Origin of the sequence: [Scytonema hofmanni] UTEX 2349, from assembly GCF_000582685.1 — a bacterium.
Taxonomy (GTDB): domain Bacteria; phylum Cyanobacteriota; class Cyanobacteriia; order Cyanobacteriales; family Nostocaceae; genus Hassallia; species Hassallia hofmanni.
Window position 1 is genome coordinate 719,987 of record NZ_KK073768.1, and the last position, 12,202, is coordinate 732,188.

Below are 12,202 nucleotides of genomic sequence, written 5' to 3' on the forward strand. Positions count from 1 at the left end.
TGCGATTATGATTAATTTGGAAAAAAATCAGAATCTAAGGTTTCATCAACAGAAAAAGGATAGTCTTTGGGAAAAATAGACAGAGGAAGACCTGTTTCAATAGATGCTTCTTTTCTAGCGTGTTGGTAACAACTGTCAAAAACTTCCGTGTAATAGTATTTTAAGCTAGGACTATCTACAAATGCTTCTTGTAATCTTTGACGATGTTCATAGATTGTATATAACCAGCTATTAGATCGGTTCTGGGGTTGAAATTGGTATTTGAGAAGGTGCATTAAAAGCACTCTAAGATTACTCCTTAAAGCATTTTTATCACTTCTTCCCATACTTTCAATTTCTTCAATTAAATTTTCTAACTCTAATTCTAAAAAATTTTTGTTTTTTAATAAATCAACAGTGTATTCTAACCACAAGTGATAATCTTGTGCATAGAGACTATTTGTTTTAGGAACAGATTGATTGCTCATAATCTTCTCCTTTATGGATATATAATTTTAACATTGTTAGAGGATTTAGCCGAAGCCTTACTAGATTTCTCAATGCAAGCTGATTTAGTGGCTTGGTTGCAACATCAGCAATAAAATATGTATTCTACCAATGCTGATTCAATGGTCTGATGAAGACAACTGCTTTTTAGTCGGATTTCCCGATTTCCCCGGACAGCCTTTTCGGACGCATGGCGATACTTATGAGGAAGCTGTTGCAAATGGTGCTGAGGCATTAGAGTCACTGATAATGGCTTATAAAGCGACTGGAGAAGCACTTCCAGAACCGACCGTTTGTAAGGTGGCTTAAAGTTTATCGTGTGCGATACTCCTTTGGAGTCGCTTCGCGATCGCAAACATTGCACTTTCACGAAGAAAGCGATCACCTGACATCCTTGATGATGGTCGCTTTAACGTATTTTAGGATATTGGGCATTGAAAATCGGAAAAATTCTCCCTTCCCTGCCCCACTTTACACATTCAGCTTGAGACTTTAGGCTAATAGCTGATATCATGTCCCTTTAATTAACAGTAATAAAAACGTCGCAACTGTCGTAGAGACGTTCCGCCGGAACGTCTTTACATCATAAGTAATTTTCCGGACATGATATGACACCTGAAGTGCTAATAGCTTGCATGGCAGACCAACTGACATCTGAATTGCCCGATCGCCGACTAACTCGTTTGCCGATTCAACGGTGGCAAATTTGCCTAGAAAAACCAGAATTTGCCCAACAACTGGCTGATTTGATGAATCTATCGCCTATTATCAGCCAATTGTTGATAAATCGCGGTATGGAAACAAAAGAACAAGTGCAAGCTTTTTTAGATCCAGAATCTTTAAATTTGCCATCACCACTGTCAGAATTTCCAGATTTAGCGATAAGTTTAGAGTTGTTAGAGTCGGCGATCGCATCAAAAGAAAAAATCGCTATCTGTGGTGATTACGATGCAGATGGCATGACTAGCACAGCTTTATTGTTGCGTAGTCTGCGAACTTTAGGCGCAGATGTTGATTACGCCATCCCCAGCCGAATGCACGAAGGCTACGGCATTAATAAACGCATTGTTGAAGAATTTTCCCACGAAGGTGTTAAACTAATTCTCACAGTAGATAATGGTATCTCTGCGTATGATGCGATCGCTTTTGCCAGAGAACTCAATCTCAAAGTAATTATCACCGATCACCACGACATCCCCCAACAATTACCGCCAGCTAATGCCATCCTCAACCCGAAACTCATAGCCGAATCCTCACCTTATCGCAGTGTCGCTGGTGTTGGCGTTGCCTATATTTTGGCGGTTTCTCTAGCACAAAAACTAGGACAAGCTAAAGGCTTAATTCAGCCGATGCTAGCACTTTTTACATTGGGAACCATTGCAGACTTAGCGCCTTTGGTAGGAGTCAACCGACGCTGGGTGAAACGCGGTTTACAACAGTTACCTAAATCTAAGTTAGCGGGAGTGCAAGCGTTAATTCAAGTAGCAGGAGTGGGAGAAGGGGACAAGGGGAGTGGGGGAGCGGGGGACGAAAGAATTCATAACTCCTCATTCCTAAATCCTAACTCCCGTACAGACGTTCCGGCGGAACGTCTCTACCCAAATACAGACGTTCCGGCGGAACGTCTCTACCCAACTCGTAATTCCTCAAATCCCAAATCTCTCAAACCTGAGGATATCGGGTTTCGCTTGGGTCCGCGAATTAATGCGATTGGTCGGATTGGCGATCCGCAAATTGTGATAGATTTGCTGACGACTGATGATATGGGGATAGCGCTGGCAAGAGCGATGCAGTGCGAAGCTATTAATAAGCAACGTCAGCAAATGTGCTCAGAAATCGAATTGGAAGCGATCGCTATTGTCGAAGCTGAATTTATCTCATCATTACAGCAAGACCGGGTATTAGTTGTTGTAAAATCAAATTGGCATCATGGTGTAATTGGTATTGTCGCCTCTCGCTTGGTGGAACGCTACGGTGTGCCTGTGTTCATCGCCACTTATGAGGATGAAACACATATTCGTGGTTCCGCACGCGGAATTCCAGAGTTTAATGTGTTTGCAGCTTTGGAATATTGTCATGACTTGCTTGGCAAATATGGGGGACACAAAGCAGCGGGAGGATTTTCTTTCCCAGCAGAGAATTTGCCAGCATTGCGATCGCTATTGTGTGAGTTTGCTAATAAATCTTTAGAACTTGAGCATATCAAACCATTAATCAAAATTGATGCTAAAGCAAACTTGGATGAAATCAATTCTCAGCTTTATCAACAGCTTAATGTCCTTCATCCCTGCGGTATCGACAACCCCGATCCGGTATTCTGGACACCTGATGTTCAAGTAATTGAGCAAAAAATTGTTGGCAAAGGTCACATTAAACTGACAGTGGCACAAATTATCGACAATCGACAGTTTAAAATTAAAGCGATCGCTTGGCGTTGGGGTGACTACTTCCCTTTACCCTCAAAGGTGGATATTGCTTACAAGTTGCGCGAAAATAACTTTAATGGCAATACCACTATCGAGTTAGAATTAATGGGTGTCAGACTAGCAAAACAGTCTCACCTGTCTTTCACCTCAACATCTACGCCATCAAAAAGCGCTTTTGAGTATAAGCAACGCCACTACACCTGTGGCATCTATCAAAATGGTGAGTTACCAGAACTAAGAATTAAAAACTCTGAAGGTAAAGTTCTCGCTGTTCAGCCAGGAGAATCTAAAGCTCTTTTAGGAACCAATCGCCAAGATGCTAAAATAGTTGATATTTCTCAACCGCAGTATGACGGTATTATCCAAGCTGCTCTAAAGGCTTTAAAATCAGTTAGGTAGAGACGTTCCACTGTAAAGACGTTCCATCGGAACGTCTCTACCTCATTCAGAACTTTTAAAGATTGCCGTTGCGGAATGCTAGCAAAAATATAACTACTGGTCCAGCTATCATAATTAGCCCAACTGAAACTAGCTGAAATATAACTTCCCAATGGATATTCGATAAAGCGTCAAACATTATTGCCTCCGGTTGAATTCAATTATTGATCTAAAAAAATTAAATAAATCAAATGCAAAACCCGAAAACGATCATATCCGGCGATCGCGCACTAAATTTAATTTACTTAACAAAATTATAAGAAAAAACATAAACTGGGCATTGGGCATTGTCCGCGCATTTCGTACAGACGTTCCGGTGGAACGTCTCTACCTAACTACAGACGTTCCACCGGAACGTCTCTACCGCTCTTTCTAATCAAGGTGGAAAAATGGCAACTTGGGTATGTATAAAGCAATGTGGAGCCTGCTGTCATCTAGACCCAGCAGAGCGTCCAGACTTAGAAGAGTATTTATTACCAGAGGAACTGGAACTGTATCTAAGTATGGTTGGTGAGGGTGGATGGTGCGTTAATTTTGACCATACCACAAGAGAGTGCCGCATTTACGCAAATCGTCCTCGTTTCTGCCGTGTCGAAACAGAGGTGTTTCAGGATATGTATGGTATTGAGCCAGAGGAACTGAATGATTTTGCCATTGATTGCTGTCGGCAACAGATAGAGGGGGTTTATGGCGATCGCAGTCTGGAAATACTGCGTTTTGATTCTTCCGTTGGTTTATGATGATAAACTGAGAAAATGAGAAGAATATGAAAATCACTTAGGACTACTGCTTGTGAAACTTGATGAGCCTTTGAGCCTTTCTGCTATATCTCCAATTGAAAGCGAGACAGAAATAATAAATAGTATCGAATGCGACTCTATAAATATTGTTACTGAGCCAGTTAAGCCTCTGGATGCTGATTGTGCTGAAAAGCCAGAGTCAGCATTGGTGACTTTTGGCACTACGTTTGTCACAATATTTCTGGCAGAAATTGGCGATAAAACACAGCTATCAACTTTATTGATGAGTGCTCAATCGCATTCACCGTGGGTGGTATTTATAGGATCTGCGGCTGCGTTGATTACCACAAGTTTATTAGGTGTACTCTTGGGAAGTTGGATAAGTAGCCGACTTTCTCCGAAAACTGTGGAAAAAGCTGCTGGGGTGATGTTGTTGCTGATTTCGGTAATGCTGTTTTGGGATGTGGTTATTGGTTAGTAGAGACGCGATTAATCGCGTCTGTAGGTAGTTAGTCGAACAATTAATAAAGGATAAAATTAATGGATTGGCATCTTTTAGGGTTAAGTTTTATTACAGTTTTTTTATCAGAATTAGGTGATAAAAGTCAGTTAGCGGCGATCGCTCTTTCAGGTCGTTGTCAATCGAAGCGTGCAGTGTTCTTTGGAACAGCCGGTGCGTTGCTGCTGACTAGCTTGTTAGGAGCGCTGGCGGGGGGAACTGTGGCAGAATTATTACCAACACGTATATTAAAAGCGATCGCTGCTGTGGGATTTGGGATACTGGCTCTACGTCTGTTGTTACCTAATAATCAAGCATCCGCAGATTCTGAATAAAACAATTGCCTACCAGTGATTATCAGTCTGGTAGGCAAATTTGAGAGATGCACGTACTTCCAATTAAGCTTCTCTATAGCAGCGACTTAAAAGCGTCCCCGCAGCCAATAACTTCACGGTTTCCAGCACCCAGTAACCACCGTGTAACAAATCCATTCCTGCTGGAATTGTAGTAGCTGTATCAAACAAATTGAGTTGAACTCCAATTGCAGACATTTGTGGAGTTAAGAAATAAGTGTCAACCAAAGATACAGCTAGTAGCAATACTGCTAAAACTAGAGTACCACGACGCCAGCTATGAGTTTTGGTCATAGCCAAAATACCAGTCAATATGATGCCAGCAGACAATAATTCAATGCGATTAAAATTCCAGAAAATAGCATAGCCTGCTGTGGCAAAACCTGCTTGAGTCATCATGCCGGAAAAATAAAGACTAGGCATAATTACCCAATCCAAAACTAGACTAGCACTGAGCCAGAAACCTAAAGTCAAGATGACAGCATTTTGCCAAATCGGGCGCTTGAGTTCAACGTTGGAAATAGAATTCATAAAAATAATTGCCTGTATTTAATTTCTAGTTTGTCGCCTCAATAGTTACTTTGACAAGCAATCTCAATTATCTTTAACAATATATTTGTGACTTTTTTTGCTTCTTTTCTGAGAAAATTAACCTAAGTTTACAAAATCTAACAAATGAAAATAATTGTTGCTATTTGATGGTAATATAGCGATAGAGATAGGCGTAAAAAAATGTAGAGACGTAGCACTGCCACGTCTCTCTACAAGGGTTCTAGATAAGGCATATTTAAATTCGGTCGATGTCTAATATAAACTAACTTCTTTAAAAGAAAGTTAAATGCAACGAGCTAAGTACAACTTAGATCGCGATTAGCTTAATAAACCATTTTGAACCGTGAATAAAGTAATACATATAGTAGTTTTATTTAGCAGCGCAATTGCTTGCACAATGGGAATTGGCGGATATAGCGATCGCCTGACTCAAGCAATCCAATTGCGAGATGGTACAGTATATTTTGCTCAACCGCCGAGCCTGACATATACAGGGACTACATATAATGACGTTTATGTGTCGGGTGCGACATATTATTTTACAATCAACTTGCCAGATAATGCTGGCGAACCTTTACAAAAAATAACTATTAACCAGCATGAAGGAATAGATGACATCGAGTTTGAACTCAAAAAAAGTTACGCATTTGAAGGTACGCGTTCTAAGGAGGGACAGAAGTTACAACTGACAGATATTAGCAGAGATAAAAAGACAATCTCGCTAACATTTAACCCCCCAGTTTCTCCAGGTAAAACCATTACAATTGGTTTGAAACCAGTGCAAAATCCGATAGTTAGCGGTGTTTATCTATTTGGAGTCACAGCTTTTCCGGCAGGTGAGAAATCACACGGGCAATTTCTGGGCTATGGAAGGTTACAATTTTACAGCCACGGTTTTGACTCTGGATTTTTCCGTCGTCCTTGATTTTAACTCGTAGTGAGCTATGGTTTGGCTATCTTTTTATGCCTGAGCAGTAAACTATAATTATGACTGCTGCTTAACCTATGTGGAATTTTCAGCTATGAGCTATCGAGACATTATCAGCATCGAACCAGGTAAGCGTGGTGGTAAACCTTGTATTCGAGGAATGAGAATCACAGTTTATGACGTGTTGGAGTACCTCGCAGCAGGAATGTCTCACCAAGAAATTCTTGAGGATTTCCCCTATTTGACCGAAGATGACATTCGTGCTTGTCTTAGTACAGCGATCGCAAAGAACGAGCGCGTTTTTTAACGCAAAGGAACGCGGAGGTAAGCGCAGAGTAACGCAGAGTTTTTTTAAGAGGATTCGCTACGAAAAAAGCGAGTACAAGTTACTTATCCTTAAAAGTCCAGACACCTTCATCCCAATCTGCATCAGATGGAGGTTGGTGTAACCAGTGCTGACAACGCCGTACATGCAGCATAGCAGCTTGGTCAAGTTTGTCAACTTGCAAAACTTTAGAAAACTCAGCTTCAGCCTTTTTAAAGTCGCGATTTAAATAATACTTTCGTGCTTTATGATAATACTCAATTACTTGTAATTTTTCGCTTTTGAGAGAATTAGAACGCAAACCGATTAATTCATAAATTGCAACTGGCTCATTTCTACCTTTAACACGAATGTAATCTAGTTCCCTAGCCCAGACTTTATCTTGACATGGTTTATAAGTGTTATCACTAAGAATAATATCGCAACCATAATATTTGCTAACACTTTCTAATCGAGAACCAAGGTTAACACCGTCACCGATCGCTGTAAATTCCATCCGCTTGCTAGAACCAATATTACCACTAATTACAATATCCGAATTGATGCCAATACCAATCTTGATTCTCGGCTTACTAGCTGCGTAACGACGGGCATTAAATTCCTTTAAGCGATCGCGCATTTCTAAAGATGTCTGCACTGCCATCCAAGCATGTTCTTCTAAGGGTAAAGGGGAACCAAACACTGCCATAATTGCATCACCGATATATTTATCAAGAGTGCCTTTATGTTTGAAAATCGCCTCTACCATCGATTCAAAATATTCATTGAGCATACTTACCACCTCTTCGGCTTCCAGATTTTCAGTTAAAGTGGTGTAGCCGCGAATATCAGAAAACAAAATCGAAACTTCTTTGCGATCGCCTCCTAATTTAGCGTCATCCAACTTCAGCAATTCTTCTGCTAATTCCTGAGTCATGTAGCGGTACATTGTACTCTTGAGGCGTTTTTCATCGCTGATATCTTCCATGACAATTAATGCCCCACGCACTTGCTGATTATCGTTAGCATCGGCGATTGTATTTATTGATAAATTAATACTGTGTGGTTTTATTTGATCGGTAATGAGTATGCGATCGGGATAATATTGCTGACTGCATTTGAGATTAGCTGCATTTAAAGCATCATTACACCACTTACTAAAATCGCCTTCTTTGATGCGGATGACATCAGTAATTAATTTACCTTCTAAACGGTCATCTACATCCAGCCCTAACAAGCGTTTTGCACTTTCATTCACAGCAATAACTAATCCAGTTTTATCAGTAGAAACTACACCATTAGAAAGACTGCGTAAAATGTCGCGCTGCATTTGTTCTTGTTGTTTAACAGTGGCAAACAACTGAGCATTTTGCAATGCGACTCCTGCTTGAATATTAAAAGCTTCCATAAACTCTTCATCGTTGCGTTCAAAACTAGCTTGGAAGCATTCAGGTGCTTTCGGCGAATAAGCTGGATTATAAGGTGGAAAATCCCCTGATTTCTTTTTATTTACTAGCTGAGTAACACCAATTAATTCTTGATCGGTGTTAAACACTGGCATACACAGTAAACTACATGTGCGATAGCCATTTTGCTTGTCCATGTCTCTTGCCGTATCAGAGTCAGGATGGTCATATAAATCAAACATGATATTTATCGTTTTCCCAGATTCTGCTACCTTGCCAGCAAAGCCTTTACCGATTGGGATTCGCAACTCTTTGGTAGAATTATCATCTTGAGTAATTTTCGTCCACAATTGATGACGATCGCGGTCTATTAACCATAGAGTACTGCGATCGGCGTTCATTAGTTCCTTCGCTTCGTCCATTACCCGTTTTAGAGTGTCTTCTAAGTCGAGATTGCTTTGAGAAAGAGACTTAATCGCTTTCATCAACGCTGCTGCTGCTCTTTGTTTTTGGGTTGCGATATAAAAAGAGCGTGATGATTCTAATATTAGGCGAATTGAAGGTGCAAATTCTTGAAATAATTGTTCGTCAGCGCTGGTAAAGCCTCTAAGATCAATTCGCTCGGAAATAGAGGCATCTGGATTATTAGGAGATAGTAATTTATTCAGTAATTGTACTACTGCAACTAAACGCCCTTGTTCATTTAATAATGGCAAAGCTAACATTGTGTAAGTGCGGTAGCCGATTTTTTTTTCTTGTTCTTTAGCAATTACCGATCGCGGATCTTGATAAAAATCATAGGGGATATTAATCACTCTTTTATACATAGCGACTTCACCTGCAATCCCTTTATTAGCTGGAATGCGAATTTCTAGAGAGCGATCGCCTTCTCCTTCTGCCAAAATTGACCAAAGTTCTTGTTTTTCTTCATCTAATAAAAATATCGTTGTTCGGTCTGCTCCTAGTAATTCACCGGTTTTAAGTGTTATCGTGTGTAACATTTCTTGCAAAATCCTTTCAAACCCTTGGGAATCCAACATGGAAAGGGTTTGATTTACAATCAGCAGTTTTTGTTCTACTTCGGTAACAACCTGTTTAAAATTATCCTGGGTGAGGGGAGCCAGAAAATTAGATATAGTGCCTTTTCTTTTAGCGAGGACACCCACAGAATCAGAATTTGGGTTCAAATCGCCGTTTTCTTGATTGCAAACCCCAATAATCAAATCAGCGGCTTCCCCGCAACTAGGTTGATACACTGACATAAGTGGTTTTAGATATAAGATTAGATTTAGAAATGTTTATGAAATGTATGTAAGTGTTGCTGATAGCAACAATCGCTACATATTATCCACAGTTTAATCTGTTGTCGAGCTAGCGTCATCAATTTGGGCATAGGGCATGGTGCATAGGGCATTGGGCATAGGGCATTGGGAATTAAAAAAACTCAAGAAAGTAATGCCCGTTCTAATAGGATTCTTTCCATGCCCCATTGCCCATTGCCCAATGCCCCATTCCCCATTTTTGTGTGAAATTATGTACGCGATCGCCCTACAGATCGCCAAAAACGCATAAAATTCCCAAGTCTGCTATAGCTGCGAGGTGCCCATGAATTGGATTAAGGTATTAACTCAAGATGAACTACCCCCTAATGAGCGGAAAGTTGTCAAAGTTGAACAACGCGCTATTCTACTGCTTCACCATGACAACCAAATATATGCCGTAGAAAATTCCTGTCCGCACTTGCGGCTACCGATGCGAAAGGGCAAACTAACAGAAGATGGGGCGATTATTTGTCCTTTTCATCGTAGTGCCTTTGACTTACGTACCGGTAATGTTAAGGAATGGAGTCCTTTTCCCCCCGGTATTGGCAACGTGCTGGGGATGATATCCAAAGAAAAAGCACTCGCTGTTTTTCCTACCCGTGTAGATGAAGGTAGTATTTGGGTAGGGTTGGAATAAACTCAGGCTGTAAGGGTGAGGTTTATACAGCACATTGGTATTAAAACTCTTCTGGGGTGGGCAGATGCCCACCCGTTTGTACCTCACTAATATTAAAACCGCTTTTTAGCTTGAACCGACAGAAGCCCCACACTGAAACGGTAATCCGTTCAGTTGGGTAAACAACATAAAAAAGTTGCTGACAAGCGAAAAGACTTTCATTTCAAAACCGCGAATAATCTGTTGAATAAATATGATGTTATTGCGGTTGAGGATTTGAATGTCAAAGGACTTGCACGAACACGATTGGCAAAGTCTGTAACGGACGCTGGATGGTCAAGCTTTCTGTCGATATTGACAAACAAAGCCGTGAATGCTGGTTTGTTGGTTATCCCAGTTAAAGCATCTGGCACAAGTCAAGATTGTTCTAGTTGTGGGGTGAAAGTTCCTAAAAAGCTGCATGAAAGATGGCACGACTGCCCTAATTGTCGGTGTAGTCTTGACCGCGATCATAACGCTGCGATAAATATAAAAAATAGAGCCGAGGGTCATCCGGTTCTTAAAGCTCAGAGCCTCCGCTCGCAATAGCCGGATTGTCTGAGAAGCCCACACTGTAATGTACTCATTCAGTGTGGGAGTATGTCACGTAAGCTATTACCGAGTGGAACTATCTTGATTATTGCTCTCACTAGGCGAAGAACTGCTACTCGGTGTTATATCTGTTTTATTTTGTTTCTCTTCAGAAGTCGTTGTTGGAGTAGAGATAGAGGTACTATTACTGCTACTATTTGAGCTTGATGACGGGGTAGGAATAGTTGGTGTAGTGGTTTGTTTAGCCTCAGGCTGTTGAGGGGGAACAATAATGTTAATGTTAGGTTTCACCGTTGGTGCAGGTGCTGCTTTCTGTTGAGGTACGGGTATAAAAACTGGAACTTCCTTAATTTTTTCAACTGGAACTGGAACTTCCTTAGTTCTTTCAATAATTGTAGTTTGGACTTGAGGGGTAATAGTGACTGTAGGAGTTGGGCTGGGTTCGGCACCTCTAACGGGTACAGGAACCGCTACTGGTGCAACAGTGTTATCCACAGCTTGATCGCGTTGATTGAAATACCACAAGGAACCACCGATCAACCCAACTAGGGCAGTAAGCAAAATACCGATTAACAATCCACGATTAGCGTTTTCATTATCCCGTGGGATCAATGTCTCTTCCTGATAAATACGCTCAGATGTTTGACCATTAACATAACCATTCTCGAAAGATTGAGGATCTAGTTTGTTATTAACTGTTTCGGAAGTTCGTGTCACGTTGGTATGGGTGTTTCCGCTATTATCGGTGTAACTTTCTTGGTGTTCTTCGCGGTAACTTTTGTTATCATTGGGGTTAGTCATATGTGTTATTTTTATGAAGGTGAAGATTTGATAAAGCTAGAATCGAAGAGCATCTAAGGTGTTATCAGTGGAAAAACGCCGAGTATACACTTTTGGTCTTATTTGAAACCGTGTTTCAATGTATTGTCAGAATAACTTCGGTATTGATGAAAACGGTTCTGTCTAAAGAGGTGATATAAACCTCCTCCCAAGGAGGGATTGTTTAATTAATTTATTTAATTTAATAAAAGAGCGAATTCCTCAGAAAACTTATGAGGAGAGAACTTCTATCTACGGAATGATTTGGCTGAAGTTAAACTCTTACTCGTTCAAGAACGCTTACATCAATTATTCAGACTGCGATCGCACTATTTCAAGCACTCGAACTGAGCGATCGCAGTATTCTGACTCTCAAGAATCTTGATAACGTCAACTATCCTAAAAATTAATCTTGAGACTCTTCGGAAATTGGTTCTGATTCGCTTTCTGGCTCTATAATGACTTTGGGCTGAGGTTTAACAGGTTTCGGACCCCGCGCTAGGGCTGGATTAACCGATTGCCTTGATTCATCCCCAAAGGTTGCTTTTTTGCCTCTACCCTCCGAGCGGTCATCACTCCGTTTTGAGCTTTTGGGAGTGGGTTTGGCAGTCGGCATAGAATCCGACTTTTCTGGCTGATTGTCAGTATCTGGAGAAGGCTGACGTTCCGATTTTTTGATTGGACGTTCTACCATTGTTAAATTTTGTTAATTGACTTGTCTA

General features: G+C 40.8%; 18 protein-coding genes and 1 pseudogene. 12 read left to right on the forward strand and 7 right to left on the reverse strand.

Annotated features, from left to right (window positions below):
* Window positions 1–11: 11 nt before the first annotated feature.
* Window positions 12–467: a DUF29 domain-containing protein gene (locus TOL9009_RS0108215; protein ID WP_029632378.1), complete on the reverse strand. Its 456-nt coding sequence runs from the start codon at window positions 465–467 to the stop codon at window positions 12–14.
* Between TOL9009_RS0108215 and TOL9009_RS49120 the strand changes: the two genes are divergently transcribed.
* From TOL9009_RS49120 to TOL9009_RS0108230, 3 genes are all read left to right on the forward strand, one after another.
* Window positions 414–581 (forward strand): DUF4351 domain-containing protein, encoded by a 168-nt coding sequence (locus tag TOL9009_RS49120; protein ID WP_260675865.1) that lies wholly within the window; start codon window positions 414–416, stop codon window positions 579–581. The two genes, TOL9009_RS0108215 and TOL9009_RS49120, sit on opposite strands and share 54 nt — an antisense overlap.
* A gap of 16 nt (window positions 582–597) precedes the next feature.
* Window positions 598–795, forward strand: coding sequence for a type II toxin-antitoxin system HicB family antitoxin (locus TOL9009_RS0108225; RefSeq protein ID WP_038296246.1), 198 nt, complete (start codon window positions 598–600; stop codon window positions 793–795).
* 326 nt (window positions 796–1,121) lie between these two features.
* Window positions 1,122–3,311, forward strand: a complete 2,190-nt coding sequence (locus tag TOL9009_RS0108230) for a single-stranded-DNA-specific exonuclease RecJ (protein WP_029632380.1) — start codon at window positions 1,122–1,124, stop codon at window positions 3,309–3,311.
* A gap of 55 nt (window positions 3,312–3,366) precedes the next feature.
* On the opposite strand, the gene psb30 is transcribed toward TOL9009_RS0108230, so the two are convergent.
* Window positions 3,367–3,489, reverse strand: a complete 123-nt coding sequence (gene psb30 / locus TOL9009_RS43220; RefSeq protein ID WP_072022116.1) for a photosystem II reaction center protein Ycf12/Psb30 — start codon at window positions 3,487–3,489, stop codon at window positions 3,367–3,369.
* Between the two features lie 12 nt (window positions 3,490–3,501).
* Here psb30 and TOL9009_RS45340 point away from each other — a divergent pair, with 12 nt between their 5' ends.
* From TOL9009_RS45340 to TOL9009_RS0108245, 4 genes are all read left to right on the forward strand, one after another.
* Window positions 3,502–3,726: a hypothetical protein gene (locus TOL9009_RS45340; RefSeq protein WP_144238180.1), complete on the forward strand. Its 225-nt coding sequence runs from the start codon at window positions 3,502–3,504 to the stop codon at window positions 3,724–3,726.
* A 13-nt stretch (window positions 3,727–3,739) separates the two neighbouring features.
* Window positions 3,740–4,090, forward strand: a complete 351-nt coding sequence (locus TOL9009_RS0108235) for a YkgJ family cysteine cluster protein (protein ID WP_029632381.1) — start codon at window positions 3,740–3,742, stop codon at window positions 4,088–4,090.
* Window positions 4,091–4,142: 52 nt separating this feature from the next.
* Complete coding sequence (locus TOL9009_RS0108240) at window positions 4,143–4,568, forward strand: TMEM165/GDT1 family protein (protein WP_029632382.1); 426 nt, start codon at window positions 4,143–4,145, stop codon at window positions 4,566–4,568.
* A gap of 62 nt (window positions 4,569–4,630) precedes the next feature.
* The gene (locus tag TOL9009_RS0108245) at window positions 4,631–4,924 is read left to right on the forward strand and encodes a TMEM165/GDT1 family protein (RefSeq protein WP_029632383.1); all 294 of its coding nucleotides are present in this window, start codon (window positions 4,631–4,633) and stop codon (window positions 4,922–4,924) included.
* A 63-nt stretch (window positions 4,925–4,987) separates the two neighbouring features.
* Here TOL9009_RS0108245 and TOL9009_RS0108250 read toward each other — a convergent pair whose 3' ends face one another.
* Entirely contained in the window at window positions 4,988–5,473 is a 486-nt protein-coding gene (locus TOL9009_RS0108250; RefSeq protein WP_029632384.1) for a DUF4149 domain-containing protein, read from the reverse strand.
* Window positions 5,474–5,891: 418 nt separating this feature from the next.
* Between TOL9009_RS0108250 and TOL9009_RS0108255 the strand changes: the two genes are divergently transcribed.
* Both TOL9009_RS0108255 and TOL9009_RS0108260 read left to right on the forward strand, forming a co-directional pair.
* Window positions 5,892–6,419 (forward strand): DUF2808 domain-containing protein, encoded by a 528-nt coding sequence (locus tag TOL9009_RS0108255; RefSeq protein WP_051502839.1) that lies wholly within the window; start codon window positions 5,892–5,894, stop codon window positions 6,417–6,419.
* Between the two features lie 97 nt (window positions 6,420–6,516).
* Window positions 6,517–6,729, forward strand: coding sequence for a DUF433 domain-containing protein (locus TOL9009_RS0108260; RefSeq protein ID WP_029632386.1), 213 nt, complete (start codon window positions 6,517–6,519; stop codon window positions 6,727–6,729).
* 79 nt (window positions 6,730–6,808) lie between these two features.
* Here the strand turns inward: TOL9009_RS0108260 and TOL9009_RS0108265 are convergent, their stop codons facing one another.
* Both TOL9009_RS0108265 and TOL9009_RS49125 read right to left on the reverse strand, forming a co-directional pair.
* Window positions 6,809–9,394, reverse strand: coding sequence for a GAF domain-containing protein (locus tag TOL9009_RS0108265; RefSeq protein ID WP_029632387.1), 2,586 nt, complete (start codon window positions 9,392–9,394; stop codon window positions 6,809–6,811).
* A gap of 26 nt (window positions 9,395–9,420) precedes the next feature.
* On the reverse strand, window positions 9,421–9,546 hold the full coding sequence (locus TOL9009_RS49125; protein WP_260675866.1) for a hypothetical protein: 126 nt from the start codon (window positions 9,544–9,546) through the stop codon (window positions 9,421–9,423).
* Between TOL9009_RS49125 and TOL9009_RS48405 the strand changes: the two genes are divergently transcribed.
* From TOL9009_RS48405 to TOL9009_RS0108275, 3 genes and pseudogenes are all read left to right on the forward strand, one after another.
* Window positions 9,546–9,704, forward strand: a complete 159-nt coding sequence (locus TOL9009_RS48405) for a hypothetical protein (RefSeq protein WP_221928640.1) — start codon at window positions 9,546–9,548, stop codon at window positions 9,702–9,704. The genes TOL9009_RS49125 and TOL9009_RS48405 overlap by 1 nt on opposite strands.
* A 33-nt stretch (window positions 9,705–9,737) precedes the next feature.
* Complete coding sequence (locus tag TOL9009_RS0108270; RefSeq protein WP_029632388.1) at window positions 9,738–10,091, forward strand: Rieske (2Fe-2S) protein; 354 nt, start codon at window positions 9,738–9,740, stop codon at window positions 10,089–10,091.
* A gap of 150 nt (window positions 10,092–10,241) precedes the next feature.
* Window positions 10,242–10,671 (forward strand): annotated as a pseudogene (locus TOL9009_RS0108275) (RNA-guided endonuclease InsQ/TnpB family protein); the annotation flags it as partial.
* Between the two features lie 53 nt (window positions 10,672–10,724).
* Here TOL9009_RS0108275 and TOL9009_RS0108280 read toward each other — a convergent pair.
* Together TOL9009_RS0108280 and TOL9009_RS0108285 are read right to left on the reverse strand one after the other, a co-directional pair.
* Complete coding sequence (locus TOL9009_RS0108280; protein WP_029632390.1) at window positions 10,725–11,462, reverse strand: hypothetical protein; 738 nt, start codon at window positions 11,460–11,462, stop codon at window positions 10,725–10,727.
* A gap of 424 nt (window positions 11,463–11,886) precedes the next feature.
* Window positions 11,887–12,174: a hypothetical protein gene (locus TOL9009_RS0108285; RefSeq protein ID WP_029632391.1), complete on the reverse strand. Its 288-nt coding sequence runs from the start codon at window positions 12,172–12,174 to the stop codon at window positions 11,887–11,889.
* Window positions 12,175–12,202 lie beyond the last annotated feature (28 nt).

Excerpts from the sequence above, each read along its gene's own strand:
- TOL9009_RS0108285 (WP_029632391.1), bottom strand. The coding sequence starts at position 12,174 with ATGGTAGAACGTCCAATCAAAAAATCGGAACGTCAGCCTTCTCCAGAT.
- TOL9009_RS0108265 (WP_029632387.1), bottom strand. The coding sequence starts at position 9,394 with ATGTCAGTGTATCAACCTAGTTGCGGGGAAGCCGCTGATTTGATTATT.
- TOL9009_RS0108250 (WP_029632384.1), bottom strand. The coding sequence starts at position 5,473 with ATGAATTCTATTTCCAACGTTGAACTCAAGCGCCCGATTTGGCAAAAT.
- TOL9009_RS0108270 (WP_029632388.1), top strand. The coding sequence starts at position 9,738 with ATGAATTGGATTAAGGTATTAACTCAAGATGAACTACCCCCTAATGAG.
- TOL9009_RS0108230 (WP_029632380.1), top strand. The coding sequence starts at position 1,122 with ATGGCAGACCAACTGACATCTGAATTGCCCGATCGCCGACTAACTCGT.
- TOL9009_RS0108215 (WP_029632378.1), bottom strand. The coding sequence starts at position 467 with ATGAGCAATCAATCTGTTCCTAAAACAAATAGTCTCTATGCACAAGAT.
- TOL9009_RS0108225 (WP_038296246.1), top strand. The coding sequence starts at position 598 with ATGCTGATTCAATGGTCTGATGAAGACAACTGCTTTTTAGTCGGATTT.
- TOL9009_RS0108280 (WP_029632390.1), bottom strand. The coding sequence starts at position 11,462 with ATGACTAACCCCAATGATAACAAAAGTTACCGCGAAGAACACCAAGAA.
- psb30 (WP_072022116.1), bottom strand. The coding sequence starts at position 3,489 with ATGTTTGACGCTTTATCGAATATCCATTGGGAAGTTATATTTCAGCTA.
- TOL9009_RS0108235 (WP_029632381.1), top strand. The coding sequence starts at position 3,740 with ATGGCAACTTGGGTATGTATAAAGCAATGTGGAGCCTGCTGTCATCTA.
- TOL9009_RS0108245 (WP_029632383.1), top strand. The coding sequence starts at position 4,631 with ATGGATTGGCATCTTTTAGGGTTAAGTTTTATTACAGTTTTTTTATCA.
- TOL9009_RS49125 (WP_260675866.1), bottom strand. The coding sequence starts at position 9,546 with ATGCCCTATGCACCATGCCCTATGCCCAAATTGATGACGCTAGCTCGA.
- TOL9009_RS0108260 (WP_029632386.1), top strand. The coding sequence starts at position 6,517 with ATGAGCTATCGAGACATTATCAGCATCGAACCAGGTAAGCGTGGTGGT.
- TOL9009_RS0108255 (WP_051502839.1), top strand. The coding sequence starts at position 5,892 with ATGGGAATTGGCGGATATAGCGATCGCCTGACTCAAGCAATCCAATTG.